The sequence below is a fragment of the Streptomyces sp. NPDC038135 genome, from assembly GCF_055601245.1.
The window spans coordinates 91,988-114,323 of sequence record NZ_JBVJXS010000015.1 but is presented as its reverse complement, the minus strand read 5'-3'; the positions used below and the strand labels follow the sequence as shown (position 1 = coordinate 114,323).

The window sequence follows — 22,336 nt, the reverse complement described above, 5'->3', positions numbered from 1 at the left end:
ATGACGCTCGAACGATTGCCTGGGTAAATGGAAAGCTTCTCGCTGATCCTCGCGATAGTGGTGGTAACCGCTCTCGCGTTCGATTTCACGAACGGTTTCCACGACACCGCCAACGCGATGGCCACCACCATCTCGACCGGTGCGCTCAAGCCCAAGGTCGCGGTGGCCATGTCCGCCGTGCTCAACCTTGTGGGCGCTTTCCTCTCCGTGGAGGTCGCCAACACGATCTCCAAGGGTCTCGTCGATGAGAACGGCATCCGTCCCGAGGTCATCTTCGCCGCCCTGGTCGGCGCGATCCTCTGGAACCTGCTGACCTGGCTGGTGGGTCTGCCCTCCAGCTCCTCCCACGCCCTGATGGGCGGCCTGATCGGCGCCACCGTCGCCTCGGCGGGCTTCGGCGCCGTCCACGGCGACGTGCTGGTCACCAAGGTGCTGCTGCCGGCGGTCGCCGCCCCGGTCGTGGCCGGCCTGGCCGCCATGCTCGCCACCCGCTTCTCCTACGGGATCGGCGGCAAGGCCGAGGGCGAGGCCTCCCGCAAGGGCTACCGCGCCGGCCAGATCGCCTCCGCCGGACTGGTCTCCCTCGCCCACGGCACCAACGACGCCCAGAAGACCATGGGCATCATCACCCTCGCGCTGATCGCGGGCGGCGCCATCGCCCCGGGTTCCAACCCTCCCACCTGGGTGATCCTCTCCGCGGGCATGGCCATCGCGCTCGGCACCTACATCGGCGGCTGGCGCATCATCCGCACCATGGGCAAGGGCCTGACCGAGCTGCAGCCGCGCCAGGGCTTCGCCGCCCAGACCAGCGCCGCCACCGCCATCCTGGCCTCCTCGCACCTCGGCTTCTCGCTGTCCACCACGCACGTCGTCTCCGGTTCGGTGATGGGCGCGGGTCTGGGCCGCAAGGGCGGTGTGGTCCGCTGGTCCACCGCGACCCGGATGGCCGTCGCCTGGGTCCTCACCCTCCCGGCCGCCGCCCTGGTCGGCGCGCTCGCCGAGTCCGTCACGGACCTGGGCGACTGGGGCACCGCCCTCGTCGCGGTCTTCCTGGTCGGCTCCAGCGCCGCGATCTGGAAGCGCTCCCGCCGCGAGGTCGTCGACCACACCAACGTCAACGGCACCGACGAGGCCGCGGAGCCCGCGGGTGTGGTGACCGCCGCGATCGCCGCGGTGACCCCGCCGCCGGCCGGCGTCACCCTCACCGAGGGGCCGGCCATCACCTTCCCGGCACAGTCGAGCGGCCCGGCCCCGGCCACCGCCGAAGTCACCGCACCGGCCGTCCCGCCGGCCGCCACCGTCTGACCCGGTTACCGGAGGAAAAGCAACATGAAGATCGACTGGGCGGCCATCGGCTCCGTCCTCGGCGTCAGCCTCGCCTTCACGGTGGGCCTGGTGGCCCTGTTCACCCTCGGCGTCAACGGCCTGTCCCGGCGCGAGCGGGCGGCCGCGCAGGGCGGCTCCGCGACGCTCGCCGTCACCGGCGCGTACGTGTGCTTCGCGGCGTGCGCCGCGGCCGTGGCCTACGGCATCTACCTGATCGTGGCCAAGCCTTAAGGCAGGCCGTCCCCGAAGAGGCTCTCCGCCGGTGTGTTCCGGCAGGGAGCCTCTTCTCGTGTCCGGATCCCGCCGGTGTGGGGCTCGGCACACTCTCCCCCCGCAGGTCACAGGCAAGTTGACGGCCCTTCCGGGCCCGTGGTGGACTGCCCGGGCCATGTACGGCGGCAGGAGAGGAAGCCGGTGCGAATCCGGCGCGGTCCCGCCACTGTCACCGGGGAGTGATCCCCGGGAGCCAGGAACTCTCACCGCCGGCTTCGTCGAACCAGGGCGTGGACACCCTGAGTGAGGACACCGATCGCCATGCTCGGCCGCAGATCGAGGGCCCGTTCCAGGGCCCGCAGCGAGAGTTCCGCCCCCGCGCCCACGGCCGGCTGAGCCGATGGGTGCCGATCGCGCTTACGCGTACGGCGCCGCCGCCGGCCTTCTCGGCGACCTGCTCCTCGGCGATCCGCGCCGCGGGCATCCGGTCGCCGTGTTCGGGCGGGCGGCCGCTGCCGTGGAACGCGTGCTGTGGCACGACCATCGCGGCTGGGGCGCGCTGCACACCGCCGTCTGCGCCGGCGGCGCCGTGGCCGCCGGGCTCGTCGCCCAACGGGCCGTGCGCCGCTCCCCCGTCGCCTCCGCCGCGCTGATCGGCGTGGCCACCTGGGCCGTCGTCGGGGGCACTTCGCTGGCCCGCGAGGCCCGGGCGATCGGGCGCGCCCTGGAGGCCGGTGACGTGCCGGCGGCCCGCGCGCGGCTGCCGCACCTGTGCGGCCGGGACCCGCAGGCGCTGGACGCCGACGGGATCGCCCGGGCCGTGGTCGAGTCCGTCGCCGAGAACACCTCCGACGCCGTCGTGGGCGCGCTGGTGTGGGGCGCCGTCGCCGGCGTGCCGGGGCTGCTCGGGTTCCGGGCCGTCAACACCCTGGACGCGATGGTCGGTCACAAATCGCCGCGCCTGCGCCGCTACGGCTGGGCCTCGGCCCGGCTCGACGACCTCGCCGGCTGGCCGGGGGCCCGGCTGACGGCCGCGCTCGCCGTGCTGGCCGGACCGGACCCGCGGGGCGCCGTACGGGCCTGGCGGGCGGACGCGGCGAAGCACCCGAGCCCCAACGCCGGACCCGTCGAGGCGTCGTTCGCGGGCGCGCTCGGGGTGCGGCTCGGCGGGACGCTCTCCTACGCCGGGCGGGTGGAACACCGGCCGGTGCTGGGCGGCGGCACCGGGCGGGCCGTCCGGGTCACCGACATCGACCGGGCCGTGACGCTCTCCCGCCGCGTCGGCCTGCTCGCGCTCGGCGTCACCGCCGGTGCGCGCCTCCTCGTGAAGGGACGTGGCAAGTGAGCGGTGGGCTCCTCGTCGCCGGCACCACCTCCGACGCCGGCAAGAGCGTCGTGACGGCCGGGATCTGCCGCTGGCTGGTGCGCCAGGGCGTCAAGGTCGCGCCGTTCAAGGCGCAGAACATGTCCCTCAACTCCTTCGTGACGCGCGAGGGCGCCGAGATCGGGCGGGCGCAGGCGATGCAGGCGCAGGCCTGCCGGGTGGAGCCGACCGCGCTGATGAACCCCGTGCTGCTGAAGCCGGGCGGTGAACAGAGCAGCCAGGTGGTGCTGCTGGGCAAGCCGGTGGGCGAGATGAGCGCGCGCGGCTACCACGGCGGACGCCAGCAGCGGCTGCTGGGCACGGTGCTGGACTGCCTGGCCGAGTTGCGGGGCACGTATGACGCGGTGATCTGTGAGGGCGCCGGTTCGCCGGCGGAGATCAACCTGCGGCGGACGGACATCGTCAACATGGGGATCGCGCGGGGCGCGCGGCTGCCCGTCCTCGTGGTCGGCGACATCGACCGCGGCGGCGTCTTCGCCTCCTTCTTCGGCACCCTCGCCCTGCTGTCGCCCGAGGACCAGGAACTGGTCGCCGGGTTCCTGGTGAACAAGTTCCGGGGCGACGTCTCCCTGCTGGAGCCCGGCCTCGACATGCTCCACGGCCTCACCGGGCGGCGGACGTACGGCGTGCTGCCGTTCCGGCACGGGCTCGGCATCGACGAGGAGGACGGGCTGCGGGTCTCCCTGCGGGGCGCCGTGCGGGAGTCCACGGTGGCTCCCCCGGCCGGTGCGGACGTGCTGCGGGTCGCCGTGTGCGCGGTCCCGCTGATGTCCAACTTCACCGACGTGGACGCGCTGGCCGCCGAACCGGGCGTCGTGGTGCGGTTCGTGGACCGGCCGGAGGAGCTGGTGGACGCGGACCTGGCGGTGATCCCGGGCACCCGCGGGACCGTGCGGGCGCTTCGGTGGCTGCGCGAGCGCGGCCTCGCCGACGCGCTCGCGCGACGGGCCGCCGAGGGGCGCCCGGTGCTCGGGATCTGCGGCGGCTTCCAGATCCTGGGCGAGCACATCGAGGACGAGGTCGAGTCGCGCGCCGGCGCCGTCGACGGGCTCGGCCTGCTGCCCGTGCGGGTGCGGTTCGCCCGGGAGAAGACCCTCGCCCGCCCGGCCGGGCGTGCCCTCGGCGAGCCGGTCGAGGGGTACGAGATCCACCACGGGGTCGCCGAGGTCGTCGGCGGGGAACCCTTCCTGGACGGCTGCCGGGTGGGTTCCGTGTGGGGCACGCACTGGCACGGCTCGCTGGAGTCGGACGGCTTCCGGCGCGCCTTCCTGCGCGAGGTGGCGGCCGCCGCGGGACGCCGCTTCGTACCGGCCCCGGGCACCTCGTTCGCCGCGCTGCGCGAGGAGCAGCTCGACCGGCTCGGCGACCTGATCGAACAGCACGCGGACACGGACGCGCTCTGGCGGCTCATCGAGTCGGGCGCGCCACAAGGACTGCCTTTCATTCCACCGGGAGCGCCCGCATGAGCACAGTGTTGTTGTTGTCGACCGCCGACACCGATCTGCTGGCGGCCCGGGCCTCCGGCGCCGGGTACCGGACCGGCAATCCGACCCGGGTGGACGTGGCCGGGGAACTGCCGGGGCTGATCGAGGGCGCCGACCTCGCCGTCGTGCGGCTGCTCGGCGGCAAGCGGGCCTGGGAGGACGGGCTGGCCGCGCTGCGGACGTCCGGCGTCCCGACCGTGCTGCTGGGCGGCGAGACGGTGCCGGACGCCGAGCTGATGGCCGAGTCGTCCGTGCCGGCGGGCGTGGTGGCCGAGGCGCTGAGGTACCTCGTCGAGGGCGGCCCGGACAACCTGACCCAGCTGGCCCGGTTCCTCTCCGACACCGTGCTGCTCACGGGCGAGGGCTTCGAGGAGCCGCGGAAGATGCCGGAGTTCGGCGTCCACGGCTCGTACCCGCTGCGCGACGGCCGCCCGACGGTGGGCGTGCTGTTCTACCGGGCGCACGAACTGAGCGGCAACACCGCCTTCGTGGACACGCTGTGCGAGGCGATCGAGGCGCGCGGCGCCAACGCCCTGCCGGTGTACTGCGGTTCGCTGCGCGGCGCGGACCCCGGCCTGTACGAGCTGCTGGGCCGGGCCGACGCGCTGGTCGCCACCGTGCTCGCGGCCGGCGGCACGCACGCCTCGCAGGCGTCCGCGGGCGGCGACGAGGAGTCCTGGGACGTAGGGGCGCTCGCCGCTCTCAACGTGCCCGTGCTGCAGGGCCTCTGCCTCACCTCCTCGCGCGCCGCCTGGGCGGAGTCGGACGCCGCCCTCTCCCCCATGGACGCGGCGATGCAGGTGGCCATCCCGGAGTTCGACGGACGGCTCGTCACCGTGCCGTTCTCCTTCAAGGAGCAGGGCCCGGACGACGTGCCGGTGTACGTCGCCGACCCCGAGCGGGCCGCGCGGGTCGCCGGGATCGCCGTACGCCACGCCGAGCTGGCCCACAAGCCGAACGCGGAGAAGCGGATCGCGCTGGTCTTCACCGCCTACCCGACCAAGCACTCCCGGGTCGGCAACGCGGTCGGCCTGGACACGCCCGCCTCGGCGGTCCGGGTGCTGGACGCGCTGCGCGACGCCGGCTACGCGGCCGAGGGGTACCCGGACAACGGCGACGAGCTGATCCACCGGCTGATCGCGGCCGGCGGCCACGACGTGGAGTGGCTGACGGAGGAGCAGCTGGCCGCCGCGCCCGCCCGGGTGCCGCTCGCCGACTACCGGGAGTGGTTCGGCAAGCTCGACCCGGAGCTGCGGGACGCGATGCTCGAGGCGTGGGGCGAGCCGCCGGGCGGCCTGTACGTGGACGGCGACGACATCGTGCTCGCCTCCCTGCGGTTCGGGAACGTCGTCGTGATGATCCAGCCGCCGCGCGGCTTCGGCGAGAACCCGATCGCGATCTACCACGACCCGGACATGCCGCCCTCCCACCACTACCTCGCGGCCTACCGCTGGCTGGAGAACAGCTTCGGCGCCGACGCGATCGTGCACATGGGCAAGCACGGCACCATGGAGTGGCTGCCCGGCAAGGGCCTGGGCCTGAGCGGCGGCTGCGCCCCGGACGCCGTGCTCGGCGACCTCCCGCTCGTCTACCCGTTCATCGTCAACGACCCCGGCGAGGGCACCCAGGCCAAGCGGCGCGGGCACGCCACCGTGGTCGACCACCTGGTGCCGCCGATGGCGCGCGCGGACACCTACGGCGACCTGGCCAAGCTGGAGCAGCTCCTGGACGAGTACGCGCTCGTCTCGGACCTGGACCCGGCGAAGGCGCCGGCGGTGCGCGCCCAGATCTGGACGCTGGTCAAGGCCGCCGAGCTGCACCACGACCTGCACGTGGACGAGCAGCCGGACGACGCCGAGTTCGACGAGTTCGTCATGCACATCGACGGCTACCTGTGCGAGATCAAGGACGTGCAGATCCGCGACGGACTGCACGTCCTCGGCGGCGGCCCGGAGGCCGACCCGCGGGTGAACCTGGTCCTCGCCGTGCTGCGCGCCTCCCAGGTGTGGGGCGGGCAGGCGAACGCGCTGCCGGGGCTGCGGGCGTCGCTCGCCCTGCACTACGGGCTGGTGGAGAAGGAGCTGCTGGCCGAGCCGGGGGCGCCGGTGAAGGTGCCGGTGGAGCTGACGGACCGAGTCGACGGCCCGTCCCGGACGGCGGCCGACACGATCGACCTGCTGGAGCGGCTCTGCCGGCGGATCGCGGAGGGCATGGAGGCCAGGGCGTGGGACCGGGCGGCCGTGCCGGCCGTGCTGGGCGACGTGCTCGGCGCCGAACTCCCCGACGCCGTCGCGGTGCTGGAGTTCGCCTGCGACGAGGTCGTGCCGCGCCTCGCCCGGACCACCGACGAGATCGGTCACATCCTGCGGGCGCTGGACGGCGGTTACGTGCCCGCGGGACCGTCCGGTTCGCCGACCCGGGGCCTGGTCAACGTGCTGCCGACCGGCCGGAACTTCTACTCCGTCGACCCGAAGGCGATCCCGTCCAGGCTGAGCTGGGAGGTCGGCCAGTCGCTGGCGGACTCGCTGGTCCAGCGGTACCTCCAGGACACCGGGGAGTACCCGAGGTCGGTGGGCCTCACGGTGTGGGGCACCTCCGCGATGCGCACCCAGGGCGACGACATCGCCGAGATCCTGGCGCTGCTCGGCTGCCGTCCGGTCTGGGACGACGCCTCGCGCCGGGTGACGGGCTTCGAGGTGATCGGCCCGCAGGAGCTGGGCCGGCCGCGCGTCGACGTCACGGTCCGCATCTCCGGCTTCTTCCGGGACGCGTTCCCGCACGTGGTCGGGCTGATCGACGACGCGGTCCGGGCGGTGGCCGCGCTGGACGAGCCGGCCGAGGTCAACTACGTGCGGGCGCACGTGGAGGAGGACACGGCGGAGCACGGCGACCGCCGGCGGGCGACCGCCCGCATCTTCGGCTCGAAGCCGGGCGCGTACGGCGCCGGCCTGCTGCCGCTGATCGACGCCCGCAACTGGCGCTCCGACGCCGACCTCGCCGAGGTGTACGCGGTGTGGGGCGGTTACGCCTACGGGCGCGGGCTCGACGGCCGGGCGGCGCGCGGGGACATGGAGACCGCGTTCAAGCGGATCGCGGTCGCCGCGAAGAACGTCGACACCCGCGAGCACGACCTGGTCGACGCCGACGACTACTTCCAGTACCACGGCGGCATGGTCGCCATGGTGCGGCACCTGACCGGCGCCAACCCCGAGGCCTACGTGGGCGACAGCGCCGTACCCGACCAGGTGAGGACCCGCACGCTGGGCGAGGAGACGCACCGCGTCTTCCGGGCGCGGGTGGTCAACCCGCGCTGGATGGCGGCGATGCGCCGGCACGGCTACAAGGGCGCCTTCGAGATGGCGGCGACCGTGGACTACCTGTTCGGCTACGACGCCACGGCGGGCGTGGTCGACGACTGGATGTACGAGAAGCTCAGCGCGGAGTACGTCTTCGACCCGGAGAACCGGGACTTCATGAAGAAGTCCAACCCGTGGGCGCTGCGCGGCATCACCGAGCGGCTGCTGGAGGCGGCGGACCGGGGCCTGTGGGCCGAGCCGGACGCGGACACGCTGGAGCGGCTGCGCGCCACCTATCTGGAGCTGGAAGGCGACTTGGAGGGCGACCAGTGACCACCCCGTTCCCGTTCACGGCCGTTGTCGGTCAGGACGATCTGCGGCTCGCGCTGCTGCTGAACGCCGTGTCCCCGGCGGTCGGCGGCGTGCTGGTGCGCGGCGAGAAGGGCACCGCGAAGAGCACGGCCGTACGCGCCCTGTCCGCGCTGCTGCCGGAGGTGGCCGTCGTCCCCGGATGCCGGTTCTCCTGCGATCCGGCGGCGCCGGACCCGTCCTGCCCGGACGGGCCGCACGAGGCGGGCGCCGGGGACGCACGGCCGGCGCGGATGGTCGAGCTGCCGGTCGGCGCCTCCGAGGACCGGCTGGTCGGCGCGCTCGACATCGAGCGGGCGCTCGCCGAGGGCGTGAAGGCCTTCGAGCCGGGCCTGCTGGCCGACGCCCACCGCGGGATCCTGTACGTGGACGAGGTCAACCTCCTGCACGACCACCTCGTGGACCTGCTGCTGGACGCCGCCGCGATGGGCGCCTCGTACGTCGAGCGCGAGGGCGTCTCGGTGCGGCACGCCGCCCGGTTCCTGCTCGTCGGCACCATGAACCCCGAAGAGGGCGAGCTGCGGCCGCAGCTGCTGGACCGGTTCGGGCTGACCGTGGAGGTCGCGGCCTCGCGGGAGCCGGACGAGCGGGTGGAGGTCGTGCGGCGCCGGCTGGCGTACGACGACGATCCCGGCGCCTTCGCGGCGCGCTGGGCCGAGGAGGAGGCCGCCGTCCGGCAGCGGATCGCCGCGGCCCGGGAGCTGCTGCCCCGGGTGCGTCTCGGCGACGGCGCGCTGCGGCAGATCGCGGCGACCTGCGCGGCCTTCGAGGTGGACGGGATGCGCGCCGACATCGTGATGGCGCGTACGGCGACCGCGCTCGCCGCGTGGGCGGGGCGGACCGACGTGTTCGCCGAGGACGTCCGGCAGGCCGCGCTGCTCGCGCTGCCGCACCGGCGGCGGCGCAACCCGTTCGACGCGCCGGGTCTGGACGAGGACAAGCTGGACGAGACGATGGAGCAGTACTCCGGCGAGGACGACGGCGAGGGCGACGACGACCCCGACCCCGGTCCCCAGGGCCCCGGCGGCGGAGGGCAGCCGGCGCCGGACAGCGGTCCGCAGGGCGACGGCGGCGCGGCCGCGCGGCCCGAGGCGGGCGAGGGCGGGCAGCCGCAGCCGTCGGGCGGGCAGGAGCAGTCGGCGGTGCGGGCCGCCGAGCCGTTCCGCACGAAGGTGCTGAGCGTGCCCGGCATCGGTGAGGGCGCGACCGGCCGGCGCTCGCGGGCGCGCACCGAGCACGGGCGGACCACGGGCGCCCGGCGGCCCCGGGGCGCGCTGACCAAGCTGCACCTGGCGGCGACCGTGCTGGCCGCGGCGCCGCACCAGCGGGCGCGGGGGCGGTCCGGGCCGGGGCTCGTGGTCCGCCGGGACGATCTGCGGCAGGCGACCCGGGAGGGGCGCGAGGGCAACCTCGTGCTGTTCGTGGTGGACGCCTCCGGGTCGATGGCGGCGCGGCAGCGGATGAGCGCCGTGAAGGGCGCGGTGCTGTCGCTGCTCCTCGACGCCTACCAGCGGCGGGACAAGGTGGGCCTGGTGACCTTCCGGGGGTCCGCCGCGGACGTGGCGCTGCCGCCGACCTCGTCGGTGGACGCGGCGGCGGCCCGGCTGGAGTCGCTGCCGACCGGCGGCCGCACGCCGCTGGCGGCCGGGCTGCTGAGGGCGCACGAGGTGCTGCGGGTGGAGCGGCTGCGGGACCCGGCGCGGCGGGCGCTGGTCGTGGTGGTGACGGACGGCCGGGCCACCGGCGGAGGGGCGGCGCGAAGCGCCTCCGGCCGGGGTGGTGGCCGGGCGACGGGTGGGACGGAGCCGGTGGCGCTGGCGGGGCGGGCGGCGCGGCTGTTCGCGGCGGACGGCGTCGCCTCGGTGGTCGTGGACTGCGAGTCGGGGCCGGTGCGGCTCGGGCTCGCCGGGCAGCTCGCGGGCGAGCTGGGCGGTACGGCGGTGACGCTGGAGGAGCTGCGGTCCGACTCGATCGCCGGGCTGGTCAGGGATGTGCAGGGGACTTCGAGGAGGGCCGCGTAATGCCGCAGGGGCAGCCGAGTGTCGTACCGGACGACGGTCTGACGACCCGTCAGCGCCGCAACCGGCCGCTGGTCGTGGTGCACACGGGCGTCGGCAAGGGCAAGTCCACCGCCGCGTTCGGACTGGCGCTGCGGGCCTGGAACCAGGGCTGGCCGATCGGGGTGTTCCAGTTCGTCAAGTCCGCCAAGTGGAAGGTCGGCGAGGAGAACGCGCTGCGCGTGCTCGGCGCCTCCGGCGAGGGCGGCAGCGTCGACTGGCACAAGATGGGCGAGGGCTGGTCCTGGGTGCAGCGCGACGCGCAGATGGACAACGAGGAGAAGGCCCGCGAGGGCTGGGAGCAGGTCAAGCGGGACCTGGCGGCCGAGACGTACCGGCTGTACGTGCTGGACGAGTTCGCCTACCCGATGCACTGGGGCTGGGTCGACACGGACGAGGTGGTGGACGTGCTGCGCGGCCGGCCCGGCACCCAGCACGTGGTGATCACGGGGCGGAACGCGCCGCGGAAGCTGGTGGACCTCGCCGACCTGGTCACCGACATGTCCAAGGTCAAGCACCCCATGGACGTGGGCCAGAAGGGCCAGAAGGGCATCGAGTGGTGATGTCGCCGGTGCCCCGGCTGGTCGTCGCCGCGCCCGCGTCGGGCAGCGGCAAGACCACCGTCGCCACGGGGCTGATGGCCGCGTTCGCCGCACGGGGGCTCGCCGTGTCCCCGCACAAGGTCGGGCCGGACTACATCGACCCCGGCTACCACGCGCTCGCCACGGGGCGGGTGGGGCGCAACCTGGACGCGTACCTGTGCGGGCCGGAGCTGATCGCCCCGCTGTTCCTGCACGGGGCGCGGGGATGCGATCTCGCCGTCGTCGAGGGCGTGATGGGGCTGTACGACGGGGCCGCGGGCCAGGGCGAGCTGGCGTCCACCGCGCACGTGGCCAAGTTGCTGCGGGCGCCGGTGGTGCTGGTCGTGGACGCGTCGTCGCAGTCGCGGTCGGTCGCGGCGCTGGTGCACGGGTTCGCCTCCTGGGACCCGGAGGTGCGGGTCGGGGGCGTGATCCTGAACAAGGTGGGGTCCGACCGGCACGAGGCGCTGCTGCGGGAGGCGCTGGACGCCTCCGGGGTGCCGGTGCTGGGGGTGCTGCGGCGGGCGCCACAGGTGGACACGCCGTCGCGGCACCTGGGTCTGGTGCCGGTCGCCGAACGCGGCTCCGCGGCGGTCGAGGCGGTGGCGGCGATGGCGGCGCAGGTGGCTCAAGGGTGCGATCTGGAGGCTCTGGCCGCGCTGGCGCGCGGCGCGGGTGAGCTGCCGGGTGCGGCCTGGGACCCGGCCGGGGCCCTCGCCGGGCCGGGGTCTCGCCCCGGGACGCCGGACAGGCCGGTCGTCGCCGTGGCCGGCGGCCGGGCGTTCACGTTCTCCTACGCGGAGCACGCCGAACTGCTCGCCGCCGCCGGCGCCGAGGTGGTCACGTTCGATCCGCTCCGGGACGAGGAACTGCCGGAGGGCACCGCCGGGCTGGTCGTGGGGGGCGGGTTCCCCGAGGTGTACGCGGCCGAGCTGTCCGCGAACGAGCCGCTGCGCAAGGCGGTCGCCGGTCTCGCGCTGAGCGGCGCGCCGGTGGCGGCGGAGTGCGCCGGGCTGCTCTACCTGTGCCGGGAGCTGGACGGGCGCCCCATGTGCGGGGTGCTGGACGCCGGCGCCCGCATGGGCGAACGGCTCACTCTCGGCTACCGGGACGCGGTGGCCGTCGGGGACAGTGTGCTGGCCGCCGCGGGGACGCGGACGCGCGGGCACGAGTTCCACCGCACGGTCGTCGAGCCCGGCGCCGGCGCCGCCCCCGCCTGGGGTCTGACCACGCCGGTCCGGCGGGTCGAGGGTTTCGTACAGCAGGGCGTGCACGCGAGTTATCTGCACACGCACTGGGCCGCCGCGCCCGGTGCGGCCCGTCGGTTCGTGGAGAGGTGCCGGACGTCATGAGCAGCAGGCTGGTCGGAGTGGGGGTCGGCCCCGGGGACCCGGAGCTGGTGACCGTCAAGGGGGTCAACGCGCTGCGCGCGGCCGAGGTCGTCGTCGTCCCCGTGATGGACACGGGCGAGCGCGGCCGGGCCGAGGCGACGGTCCTGCACTACGTGCCCGGCGAGAAGATCGTCCGGGTGGTGTTCGCGCTGAACGAGCGGACCGACCGGGCGCGCCGGGAGGCCGCCTGGGACGCGGCGGGCGAGCGGGTCGCCGGGCTGCTGGAGCGGCACGGGTCGGTCGCCTTCGCCACCATCGGCGATCCGAACGTGTACTCGACGTTCACCTATCTCGCGCAGACGATCGCGGAGCTGGTGCCGGGCGTCGTGGTGGAGACCGTGCCCGGGATCACCGCCATGCAGGATCTGGCGGCGCGGTCGGGCGCGGTGCTGACCGAGGGGACCGAGCCGTTGACGCTGGTGCCGGTGACGGCGGGCTCGGCCGCGCTCAAGGAGGCGCTGGCGGGGCCGGGCACGGTCGTGGCGTACAAGTTCGGGCGGCAGGCCACCGAGGTCGCCGAGGCGCTGCGGGAGACCGGGCGGATCGGGGACGCGGTGTGGGGTTCGGCGCTCGGGCTGCCGGAGGAGTCGGTGCGGCCGGCCGCCGAGCTGGACGGGGCGCCGCTGCCCTACCTCTCCACGCTGATCGCGCCGCCGCGGCGGGACGGCGGACGGGGCGGGAAGCTGTGACGCGGCCCGTGCGGTCAGCCGCCGGAGACGCCGACCACCAGCCAGATGAAGGCCGCGCCCGCGACCGTGCACAGCAGGGTGGAACGGGCCGGGTGCTCGTGGTGGGCCTCGGGGAGGATCTCGGCGGCGGCGAGATAGAGCAGCACGCCGCCGAAGAGGCCGAGATAGCCGCCGAGCACCGGCTCGGGGATGTGGAAGAAGACCGTCGACAGCGCGCCCAGCAGCGGGGCGCAGGCGTCGGCCACCAGCATGCCCACCGCCCGTCGGCGGGCGTTGCCGTACAGGCTCGTGATGGTGAAGGTGTTGAAGCCGTCGGCGAAGTCGTGCGCGATCACGGCGAGCGCGACGGACGCGCCCATGCCGCCGCCCACCTGGAAGGCCGCGCCGATCGCCACGCCGTCCATGGCGCTGTGCCCGACCATCGCGGCCGCCGCCGTCAGGCCCACCTCGGGCGCGCGGTGGGGGAGCTCGGCGCCCCCGTGCGACGCCTGGCGCGCGGCCAGGGTCCGCTCGACCAGATGGGCCAGCAGGAAGCCGGCCACGAACAGCAGCAGGGCGGCCGGCACACCGAAGATCTCCCGGTCCGCCGCGTGCAGCGCCTCCGGCAGCAGGTCGAGGCCGACCACGCCCAGCATCAGGCCGCCGGCCAGGCCCAGGACGAGATGGCGGCGGTCGGTCACCCGCTGTGCCGTCCAGCCGCCGGCCAGCGTCATCAGGAACGCGCCGAGCGCGACAAGGACCGCCATGGGCCCTTGCTATCCGATGAAGGCGCCTTCGCGCACATCCGGCGCCTGCCGCACACCCCCAGATCCTGACGTTTCATCCCAGAACAGACCCGCGTCTTTCCCACGAGAGGACCACTTCCCATGGCCATGGCCGATGCCCCCGGCGGCAAGGTGACGTTCGTCGGTGCCGGCCCCGGCGCCGCCGATCTGCTGACGTTCCGGGCCGCACGCGCGATCGCGGCGGCCGACGTGGTGATCTGGGCGGCGAGCCTGGTGCAGGCCGAGGTCCTCGAGCACGCGCGGCAGGACGCGGAGATCCTGGACTCGGCGGCCATGTCGCTGGAGGACGTGGTGGCCGTCTACCGCCGGGCCCGCGCCGAGGGCCTGAACGTCGCCCGGATCCACTCCGGGGACCCGGCCCTGTGGGGCGGCACGCAGGAGCAGCTCGACCGGTGCGCGGAGATCGGCATCGCGACCGAGGTCGTGCCGGGGGTCTCCTCGTTCTCCGCCGTGGCCGCCCTCGCCCAGCGGGAGCTGACCATCCCCGAGGTCGCCCAGTCGGTGGTGCTGACCCGGCTCGGCGGCGGCAAGACGCCGATGCCGCCCGGCGAGGAGGTGCGCGAGTTCGCCCGGCACGGCACCACCATGGCGGTGTTCCTGTCGGCGGCGCGCAGCGGCCAGCTCGTGCGGGAGCTGCTGGAGGGCGGCTACCCCACGGACACCCCGGTGGTCGTCGCGTACCAGGCGACCTGGCCGGAGGAGCTGGTCGTCAGGTGCACGATCGGCACGCTGGAGGAGACGGTCAAGGAGCACAGGCTCTGGAAGCACACCCTCTTCCTGGTCGGTCCGGCCCTGGACGCCCACGGCACCCGCTCGCACCTGTACCACCCCGGCCACTTCCACGGGTACCGCAAGGCCGACCCGGAGGCGCGGCGGGCGCTGCGCGAGCAGAGGGCGAAGAGTTGATCACGGTCGTCGGCACCGGGACGGGCGCGCCGGTTCCGGACGAGGTGCTCGCCGGGGCCGCCCTCGTCGTGGGCGGGCGGCGGCACCTGGACGCCGTGAAGCTGCCCGCGGGGGCCGCGCGGATCGTGCTCGGGCCGCTGGCGCCCGCCCTGGACGCGATCGGGGAGCACGCGGACCGGGGACGGCCGGTGGTCGTGCTGGCCTCCGGGGACCCTGGGTTCTTCGGGATCGTGCGGGCGCTGGCCGAGCGGTTCGGGGCGGGGCGGCTTGACGTGCGGCCGGGGGTGTCCTCGGTGGCCACCGCGTTCGCGCGGCTCGGGCTGCCGTGGGACGACGCGGTCGTGGTCAGCGCGCACGGGCGCGACCTGCGGACGGCGGTCAACGCGTGCCGGGCGCATCCGAAGGTGGCCGTGCTGACCGGGCCCGGGGCCGGGCCGGCCGAGCTGGGAGCCGCGCTCGGCGGCGGCCGGCTACTGGTCGTGGCGAGCGCGCTGGGCGATCCGGAGCACGAGCGTGTGGAGCGGGTGACGCCCGCCGAGGCCGCCGCCCGGGACTGGGGCGCGGCGGTGAGCGTGGTGCTGTGCCTGGACGAGGCGCGCGCGCTGGGCCCCGTGCGCACGGTCGCCGGAGCGGGCGCGCGGCCCGCCGGATGGGCTCTCGACGAGGGCGAGTTCGCGCACCGCGACTCGATGATCACGAAGTTCGAGGTGCGGGCGCTGGCGCTGGCCCGGCTGGGGCCGCGCCTGGGCGACCTGGTGTGGGACGTCGGGGCCGGTTCGGGTTCGGTGGCCGTGGAGTGCGCGCGGCTCGGCGCGGCCGCCGTCGCCGTGGAGCGGACCGCGGACGGGGTGGAGCGGATCCGGGCCAACGCCGCCGCCCACGGGGTCGACGTGGAGGTGGTGCACGGTGCGGCGCCGGACGCGCTGCACGGGCTCGACGACCCCGACGCCGTGTTCGTCGGCGGCGGTGGCCGCGAGCTGCCCGCCGTCGTCGGGGTGTGCGCGCGCCGGGCCCGGCGGACCGTCGTCGTCGCCATGGCCGCCCTAGACCGGGTGCCGGCCGCCCGCGCGGCCCTGACGGAGGCGGGGCTGCGCTGCGAGGGCGTGCTGTTGCAGTCGTCCCGGCTGACGCCGCTGCCCGGGGACGTGACCCGGCTCGCGGCGGCCAATCCGGTGTTCCTGCTGTGGGGCGTGCGACCCCCGGCATCCAGTGAAGGAGTAGCGAAGTGATCGGCCTGATTTCCGCCACCGCGGCGGGCGCGGCGGCGCGGGACCGGCTGGCCGCGGCCTGGCCGGACCGTACGCGGGTGTACGAGGGCGGCGCCGGGGAGGCCGTACGGGCCGCGTTCGCCGAGTGCGAGCAGCTCGTCTGCTTCCTGGCGACGGGCGCGGTGGTACGGCTGCTCGCGCCGCTGCTCGGCGACAAGGCGGCCGACCCGGGCGTGGTCTGCGTGGACGAGGGCGGCCGGTTCGCGGTGTCGCTGCTCGGCGGGCACGGCGGCGGCGCCAACGAACTGGCCCGCGAGGTGGGCGGGCTGCTGGGCGCCGAGCCGGTGGTGACGACCGCGACGGACGCGGTGGGGCTGCCCGGCCTCGACACCCTCGGGTTCCCGTACGAGGGGGCGGTGGCCGCGGTGTCGCGGGCCCTGCTGGACGGCGAACCGGTCGCGCTGGAGGCCGAGGTGCCGTGGCCGCTGCCCGCGCTGCCCACCTCGCCGGAGGGCGCGTACACCGTGCGGCTCACCGACCGGGCCGTCGCGCCGGGTGAGCGGGAGGTGCTGCTCAGACCGCCGTCCCTGGTGGTCGGCGTGGGCGCCTCCCGCGGCGCGCCGGCGGACGAGGTGCTCGCCCTGGTCGAGGAGTCGCTGCGGGACGCGGGCCTGTCACCTCGGTCGGTCGCCGAACTGGCCACCGTGGACGCCAAGTCCGAGGAGCCGGGCATCGTGGCCGCCGCCGAGCGGCTGGGGGTGCCCCTGGTGACGTACCCGGCGCCGGAGCTGGCGGACGTGGCGGTGCCGAACCCGTCCGGCGCGCCGCTCGCGGCCGTCGGCACGCCCTCGGTCGCGGAGGCGGCGGCGCTGGCGCGCGGCGGTGAACTCCTCGTCCCCAAGCGGAAGTCGGTGCGCGCCGACGGCCGCCCGGCGATGGCGACCTGCGCCGTGGTGCGGCGTCCGGGACGCGGCCGGCTCGCCGTGGTCGGGCTCGGTCCCGGCGCCCGGGACCTGCTCACCCCGCGCGCGGCGGACGAACTGCGCCGGGCCTCGGTGCTGGTCGGCCTCGACCAGTACGTCGACCAGATCCGCGATCTGCTGCGGCCCGGCACCCGGGTGCTGGAGTCGGGTCTCGGCGCCGAGGAGGAGCGGGCCCGCACGGCCGTCGAGGAGGCCCGGCGCGGGCACGCGGTGGCGCTGATCGGCAGCGGGGACGCGGGCGTGTACGCCATGGCCTCGCCCGCGCTCGCCGAGGCCTCCGACGACATCGACGTGGTCGGCGTGCCGGGCGTGACGGCCGCGCTGGCCGCCGGCGCGATCCTGGGCGCGCCGCTGGGCCACGACCACGTGTCCATCAGCCTGTCCGACCTGCACACGCCGTGGGAGGTCATCGAGCGGCGGGTACGCGCGGCGGCCGAGGCCGACATCGTGGTCACCTTCTACAACCCCCGCTCCCGCGGCCGCGACTGGCAGCTTCCCAAGGCGCTCGCGATCCTCGCCGGGCACCGGGACCCGGCGACGCCGGTCGGCGTGGTGCGCAACGCCTCACGGCCGGACGAGTCGAGCCGGCTGACCACGCTCGGCGGACTGGACCCGGCGACGGTCGACATGATGACGGTCGTCACCGTGGGCAACACCGCGACCCGGGACATCGCCGGCCGCATGGTGACCCCGCGCGGCTACCGCTGGCAGGAGAGCCACCGGACCGACGGGCAGGAGGCCGCCCGGTGAACCGTGTCGTCCACCCCATCGAGCAGGAGTCCTACCGGCGGCTGCGCGCCCGCCTGGACACCTCGCACTTCCCCCCGCTGACCCGGGCGGTGGTGGAGCGGGTCATCCACTCCGCCGCCGACCTGGACTACGCGACCGACCTCGTCACCGACGAGGACGACCTGGTCAGGGCGCACGCCGCGCTGCACGCCGGGGCGCCGGTCGTCGTGGACGTCGAGATGGTGGGGGCCGGCATCACCCGCCGGGAGACCGTCTGCCGCCTGAAGGACGCCGTGGCCGGTCCGGGCCTCACCCGTTCGGCGCACGGGATCCGGCTCGCCTACGAGGAGGTGGGGCCCGGCGCCCTCTGGGTGATCGGCAACGCCCCGACCGCCCTGGAGGAACTGCTGACCCTGGACGCCTCCCCCGCGCTCGTCATCGGCCTGCCCGTCGGCTTCGTCGGCGCGGCCGAGTCCAAGGAGGCGCTGCGCGCGAGCGGGCTGCCCGCCGTGAGCAACGTGTCCGAGAAGGGCGGGTCGGCGGTCGCCGCCGCCGCGCTCAACGCCCTGCTGTACCACCCGATTTCCCCCAAGGAGACCCCGTGACCACCCCGCCGCCCGCCCTGCTCATCGCCGGCCACGGCACCCGGGACGAGGCCGGAGCCGAGGCGTTCCGCGACTTCGTACGGGAGCTGGGCCGCCGCCACCCCGAACTGCCCGTCGCCGGCGGCTTCATCGAGCTGTCCCCGCCGCCGCTGGGCGAGGCGGTCGCCGACCTGGTGGACCGGGGCGTGCGCCGGTTCGCGGCCGTACCGCTGATGCTGGTTTCCGCCGGGCACGCCAAGGGCGACATCCCGGCCGCCCTGTCCCGGGAGAAGGAACGGCACCCGGGCATCTCGTACACCTACGGGCGTCCGCTCGGCCCGCACCCGGCGCTGCTGAACGTGCTGGAGCGGCGGCTGGAGGAGGCGCTGGCCGGCACGTCCGGCGAGCGGTCCGACGTGACCGTGCTGCTGGTGGGGCGCGGGTCGACCGACCCGGACGCCAACGCCGAGGTGCACAAGGCGGCCCGGCTGCTGTGGGAGGGGCGCGGCTGGGCGGGCGTCGAGACGGCGTTCGTGTCGCTGGCGGCGCCGGACGTGCCGAGCGGGCTCGACCGGTGCGCGAAGCTGGGTGCGCGGCGGATCGTCGTCCTGCCGTACTTCCTGTTCACCGGCATCCTGCCGGACCGGGTGCGCAGGCAGACCGAGGAGTGGGCGGCCGCGCACCCGGACCTGGAGGTGCGCTCCGCGGACGTCATCGGGCCCGAGCCGGAGCTGCTGGACCTGGTGATGGAGCGGTACGCGGAGGCCGTCAAGGGTGATCTGCGGATGAACTGCGACTCCTGCGTGTACCGGATCGCGCTGCCGGGCTTCGAGGACAAGGTGGGGCTGCCGCAGCAGCCGCACTTCCACCCGGACGACGACGGCCACGACCACGGGCACGGGCACCACCAGCACGGGGGGCACTCCCACAGCCATGCGCACTGAGGACACCGGGGGCGGCCCGGCGGCCGGGCACGACCTGCGGCACCACGGCGACGCGGAGATGCGCGACGAGGGCGCCGGGCTGGTCGACCTCGCCGTCAACGTCCGCGCGGACACGCCTCCGCCGTGGCTGCGGGACGTGATCGCCGCCTCGCTGCCGTCCCTCGCGGCCTACCCGGACGGGCGGGCCGCGCGGGCGGCGGTGGCGGCGCGGCACGGACTGCCGGTGGAGCGGGTGCTGCTGACGGCGGGGGCGGCGGAGGCGTTCGTGCTGCTGGCGCGGGCGCTGAAGGTGCGCCGGCCGGTCGTGGTGCATCCGCAGTTCACCGAGCCGGAGGCGGCGCTGCGGGACGCGGGGCACACCGTGGACCGGGTGCTGCTGCGGGAGGCGGACGGGTTCCGGCTGGATCCGGCGGCGGTGCCCGAGGACGCGGACCTGGTGGTGATCGGCAACCCGACGAATCCGACGTCGGTCCTGCATCCGGCCGGATCCATCGCCCGGCTCGCCCGGCCCGGCCGGACGCTGGTGGTCGACGAGGCGTTCATGGACGCGGTGCCGGGTGAGCGGGAGGCGCTGGCCGGGCGGACGGACGTGCCCGGTCTCGTCGTGCTGCGCAGCCTGACCAAGACCTGGGGGCTGGCCGGGCTGCGCATCGGGTACGTGCTGGCCGCGCCGGAGACGATCGACGGGCTGGAGCGGGCTCAGCCGCTGTGGCCGGTGTCGACGCCGGCGCTCGCCGCGGCCGAGGCGTGTGTGGCGCCCCGGGCGCTGGCCGAGGCGGCGCACGCGGCGCACCGGATCGCGGCGGACCGCGCCCATCTGGAGGCGGGGCTCGCCGCGTTCGCGTCCCGCGGGGTGCGGGTGGTGTCGCCGGCGGAGGGGCCGTTCGTGCTGGTGCGTCTGCCGGAGGCGGACGCGGTGCGGCGGCGGTTGCGCAGGCTGGGGTACGCGGTGCGGCGGGGGGACACGTTTCCCGGTCTCGGCGGGGACGCGTGGGTGCGGGTGGCGGTGCGGGACCGGGGAACGGTGAGCGGGTTCCTGGCCGCGCTGTCGGCCGCGCTGCAGTGACCGGGGCGCCGCCCCCGGACCCCGCGTCCCACTCGCCCACCCGTCCCGGCCGGCTGGGAAGGCACCGTCGGCTCGCTCCCGGCACCGCGCCTCCGGCCGGCCGTCACGCTCCACCGCGGCCCCGCGCGTCCGGGAACGCGCCGCCGTCCGTCAGTTCCTGCGGCGCCGGGCCACTGTCACCGCGCCGCCGCCGAGCAGCAGCAGGGCCAGGGCGCCGCCGGCGATGTACGGGGTCGAGGAGTCGCCGCCGGTCTCCGCGAGGTCGGCCTGGGCGCCCGGGGCTCCCTGGGGCTTGACCTCGGGGGCGGTGCCGGCGTCGCTCGGGGTCGTGTGCCGGGCGGGCGCGGGGGTCTCGCAGGTGGCCTTGGCGAGGGTGACGGTGCCGTTCACCTCGGCCACGTTCAGCTTCAGCGGGTTCACGGAGACCTTGAGTTCGAGTGCCGTGGCGGCCGCCGTGCGGGACGTCGTCCGGCGCTGGGAGAGGTCGAGGCGGACCTCGCCGACGCCGGGCACCTTCACCTCGGTCGGGCCGCCCGCGGTCAGCGAGACGCGCTTGCCGAGGACCGTGACGGCGCCGAGGACGTTCGCGGAGGCGACCGGCGCCTTCCCGGCGGCGCAGGTCGCCTTGGCGGTGACCGTGCCGACCTCTACGACGGAGAGCAGCGGCAGGCCCGGGACGTGCAGCCGGGCGTGGACGAGGCGGACCGAGCCCTCGGCGAGCCGGCCGTTCGCGGTGGCCGTGGCCGAGGCGGCCTCCGCGCCGAGGACGGTGAACGGCCGGCCGCCGTTCACGCCGTCCAGCCGGGCCGTCAGGGCCGTCCGGTCGGCGCTGCGCGGCGCCTGGACCTCGTTGAGGCTGACCGCGAGCGGGACGTTCACGGTCTTGTTGAGCAGGGACACGTCGAGTCCGGTGCGGAGCACGACGGCGGAGGCGCGACCGTGGCCGGTGGTGGCGTGCGCGGCGCCCGCGCCCAGCAGCGCGGGCGCCGCGGCGAGCGCGGTGACCGTCGCCACTGTGGCGAGCCTGCGGGCGGGCATGCGGAAGTCGTTGCTGTTCAAGGCGGTGGGACCCCCAGAGAAAACTTGCTTGGGACCCGTCAACCTTGTACGCACTGTGGGTGAACGGTCAGCGATCCTGCGTTACTTCACTCCATCGTGGAGTTTCAGCACACCTCTTCGAATCAACGTGCACACGCGTTCCCCCGTCTCATCCGGGCCCCGCCGCTCCTCACTCCACGACGCGGCCGTTCAGCACCACCCGGCGCGGGGCCGCCAGCACCCGGACGTCCGCCCGCGGGTCGGCCTCGTACACCACGAGGTCGGCCGGTGCGCCCTCCTCAAGGCCGGGGCGGCCCAGCCAGGCTCGGGCGCTCCAGCTCGCCGCCGCCACCGCCTGGACGGCCGGGATGCCCGCGGTGACCAGTTCCGCGACCTCGGCCGCGACCAGACCGTGGGCCAGCGAGCCGCCGGCGTCGGTGCCGACGTAGACCGGGATGCCGGCGTCGTGGGCGCCGCGCACGGTGTCGTAGCGGCGCTCGTGCAGCCGGCGCATGTGGGCCGACCAGCGCGGATACCTGCTTTCGCCGCCCGCGGCGAGCCGCGGGAAGGTGGCGATGTTGACGAGGGTCGGGACGATCGCCACGCCCCGTTCGGCGAAGAGCGGGATCAGGTCGTCCGTCAGGCCGGTGGCGTGCTCGACGCAGTCGATGCCGGCCTCGACCAGGTCGCGCAGCGAGCTCTCGGCGAAGCAGTGCGCGGTGACGCGGGCGCCCAGCCGGTGGGCCTCGGCGATGGCGGCCTCGGCCGCCTCCCGGGGCCAGCAGGCGGACAGGTCGCCGAGGTCGCGGTCGATCCAGTCGCCGACCAGCTTCACCCAGCCGTCACCGCGCTCCGCCTCCCGGGCGACGTAGGCGACCAGGTCCTCCGGCTCGACCTCCCACGCGTAGTTGCGGATGTAGCGGCGGGTGCGGGCGATGTGCCGGCCCGCCCGGATGATCTTCGGCAGGTCCTCCCGGTCGTCGATCCAGCGGGTGTCGGAGGGCGAGCCGGCGTCCCGGATCAGCAGGGTGCCGCGTTCCCGGTCGGTCAGCGCCTGCTTCTCCGCGGTGTCGGCGTCCACCGGGCCCTCGGCGCCGAGGCCGACGTGGCAGTGCGCGTCGACCAGGCCGGGCAGTGCCCAGCCCTCGACGGTGGTGACGTCGCGCGCCCCGGCGGGGCGGTCGTAGGACACGCGGCCCCCGACCACCCACAGCTCGTCGCGCACGTCCTCGGGCCCGGCCAGGACCCGCCCCCTCACATGCAGCACCGCGTCATCGCTCATACCCGGCACCTTAGTGAGCCG

Annotated in this window: 18 protein-coding genes and 1 riboswitch; of the genes, 15 read left to right on the top strand and 3 right to left on the bottom strand. The window is 75.4% G+C overall.

What is annotated here, in order from left to right; translation table 11 throughout:
- Nucleotides 1-27: 27 nt before the first annotated feature.
- From ACZ7JA_RS34840 to cobI, 9 genes are all read left to right on the top strand, one after another.
- A complete protein-coding gene (locus tag ACZ7JA_RS34840; protein WP_351669142.1) occupies nucleotides 28-1,305 on the top strand; it encodes an inorganic phosphate transporter in 1,278 nt (425 codons plus the stop codon).
- Nucleotides 1,306-1,329: 24 nt separating this feature from the next.
- The gene (locus ACZ7JA_RS34835; protein WP_351669144.1) at nucleotides 1,330-1,557 is read left to right on the top strand and encodes a hypothetical protein; all 228 of its coding nucleotides are present in this window, start codon (nucleotides 1,330-1,332) and stop codon (nucleotides 1,555-1,557) included.
- Between the two features lie 125 nt (nucleotides 1,558-1,682).
- A riboswitch (cobalamin riboswitch) is annotated at nucleotides 1,683-1,821 on the top strand.
- Nucleotides 1,822-1,939: 118 nt separating this feature from the next.
- Nucleotides 1,940-2,884 carry a cobalamin biosynthesis protein gene (locus ACZ7JA_RS34830; RefSeq protein WP_470812375.1) on the top strand — a complete coding sequence of 315 codons (945 nt, stop codon included), beginning with the start codon at nucleotides 1,940-1,942 and terminating at the stop codon, nucleotides 2,882-2,884.
- A complete protein-coding gene (locus ACZ7JA_RS34825; protein WP_351669148.1) occupies nucleotides 2,881-4,389 on the top strand; it encodes a cobyric acid synthase in 1,509 nt (502 codons plus the stop codon). Before ACZ7JA_RS34830 ends, ACZ7JA_RS34825 begins: the two co-directional genes overlap by 4 nt.
- Entirely contained in the window at nucleotides 4,386-8,036 is a 3,651-nt protein-coding gene (gene cobN, locus ACZ7JA_RS34820; RefSeq protein ID WP_470812373.1) for a cobaltochelatase subunit CobN, read from the top strand. The genes ACZ7JA_RS34825 and cobN overlap by 4 nt, the downstream gene beginning before the upstream one ends.
- A complete protein-coding gene (locus tag ACZ7JA_RS34815) occupies nucleotides 8,033-10,093 on the top strand; it encodes a putative cobaltochelatase (RefSeq protein ID WP_470812371.1) in 2,061 nt (686 codons plus the stop codon). The genes cobN and ACZ7JA_RS34815 overlap by 4 nt, the downstream gene beginning before the upstream one ends.
- Nucleotides 10,093-10,692, top strand: coding sequence for a cob(I)yrinic acid a,c-diamide adenosyltransferase (cobO, locus tag ACZ7JA_RS34810; protein ID WP_351669154.1), 600 nt, complete (start codon nucleotides 10,093-10,095; stop codon nucleotides 10,690-10,692). Before ACZ7JA_RS34815 ends, cobO begins: the two co-directional genes overlap by 1 nt.
- Nucleotides 10,692-12,062: a cobyrinate a,c-diamide synthase gene (locus ACZ7JA_RS34805; RefSeq protein ID WP_403684494.1), complete on the top strand. Its 1,371-nt coding sequence runs from the start codon at nucleotides 10,692-10,694 to the stop codon at nucleotides 12,060-12,062. Before cobO ends, ACZ7JA_RS34805 begins: the two co-directional genes overlap by 1 nt.
- Nucleotides 12,059-12,790: a precorrin-2 C(20)-methyltransferase gene (gene cobI / locus ACZ7JA_RS34800; RefSeq protein WP_389304471.1), complete on the top strand. Its 732-nt coding sequence runs from the start codon at nucleotides 12,059-12,061 to the stop codon at nucleotides 12,788-12,790. Before ACZ7JA_RS34805 ends, cobI begins: the two co-directional genes overlap by 4 nt.
- A gap of 14 nt (nucleotides 12,791-12,804) precedes the next feature.
- On the opposite strand, the gene ACZ7JA_RS34795 is transcribed toward cobI, so the two are convergent.
- Nucleotides 12,805-13,536, bottom strand: coding sequence for a ZIP family metal transporter (locus ACZ7JA_RS34795; protein ID WP_351669160.1), 732 nt, complete (start codon nucleotides 13,534-13,536; stop codon nucleotides 12,805-12,807).
- A 126-nt stretch (nucleotides 13,537-13,662) separates the two neighbouring features.
- On the opposite strand from ACZ7JA_RS34795, the gene cobM reads away from it, so the two are divergent.
- The 6 genes from cobM to cobC are packed head-to-tail and all read left to right on the top strand — an operon-like array spanning nucleotide 13,663 to nucleotide 19,995.
- The gene (gene cobM, locus ACZ7JA_RS34790) at nucleotides 13,663-14,481 is read left to right on the top strand and encodes a precorrin-4 C(11)-methyltransferase (RefSeq protein WP_351669301.1); all 819 of its coding nucleotides are present in this window, start codon (nucleotides 13,663-13,665) and stop codon (nucleotides 14,479-14,481) included.
- Nucleotides 14,478-15,710, top strand: a complete 1,233-nt coding sequence (gene cbiE, locus ACZ7JA_RS34785; protein WP_470812368.1) for a precorrin-6y C5,15-methyltransferase (decarboxylating) subunit CbiE — start codon at nucleotides 14,478-14,480, stop codon at nucleotides 15,708-15,710. The genes cobM and cbiE overlap by 4 nt, the downstream gene beginning before the upstream one ends.
- Nucleotides 15,707-17,422 (top strand): precorrin-3B C(17)-methyltransferase, encoded by a 1,716-nt coding sequence (gene cobJ / locus ACZ7JA_RS34780; protein WP_470812366.1) that lies wholly within the window; start codon nucleotides 15,707-15,709, stop codon nucleotides 17,420-17,422. Before cbiE ends, cobJ begins: the two co-directional genes overlap by 4 nt.
- A complete protein-coding gene (locus ACZ7JA_RS34775) occupies nucleotides 17,419-18,006 on the top strand; it encodes a precorrin-8X methylmutase (protein WP_351669166.1) in 588 nt (195 codons plus the stop codon). Before cobJ ends, ACZ7JA_RS34775 begins: the two co-directional genes overlap by 4 nt.
- A complete protein-coding gene (locus ACZ7JA_RS34770) occupies nucleotides 18,003-18,929 on the top strand; it encodes a sirohydrochlorin chelatase (protein WP_351669168.1) in 927 nt (308 codons plus the stop codon). The genes ACZ7JA_RS34775 and ACZ7JA_RS34770 overlap by 4 nt, the downstream gene beginning before the upstream one ends.
- Complete coding sequence (cobC, locus tag ACZ7JA_RS34765) at nucleotides 18,919-19,995, top strand: Rv2231c family pyridoxal phosphate-dependent protein CobC (protein ID WP_470812364.1); 1,077 nt, start codon at nucleotides 18,919-18,921, stop codon at nucleotides 19,993-19,995. Before ACZ7JA_RS34770 ends, cobC begins: the two co-directional genes overlap by 11 nt.
- 150 nt (nucleotides 19,996-20,145) lie before the next feature.
- On the opposite strand, the gene ACZ7JA_RS34760 is transcribed toward cobC, so the two are convergent.
- Nucleotides 20,146-21,054 carry an SCO1860 family LAETG-anchored protein gene (locus ACZ7JA_RS34760; protein ID WP_389452933.1) on the bottom strand — a complete coding sequence of 303 codons (909 nt, stop codon included), beginning with the start codon at nucleotides 21,052-21,054 and terminating at the stop codon, nucleotides 20,146-20,148.
- Nucleotides 21,055-21,223: 169 nt separating this feature from the next.
- Nucleotides 21,224-22,315, bottom strand: coding sequence for an amidohydrolase family protein (locus tag ACZ7JA_RS34755; protein ID WP_450750444.1), 1,092 nt, complete (start codon nucleotides 22,313-22,315; stop codon nucleotides 21,224-21,226).
- Nucleotides 22,316-22,336: the final 21 nt, after the last annotated feature.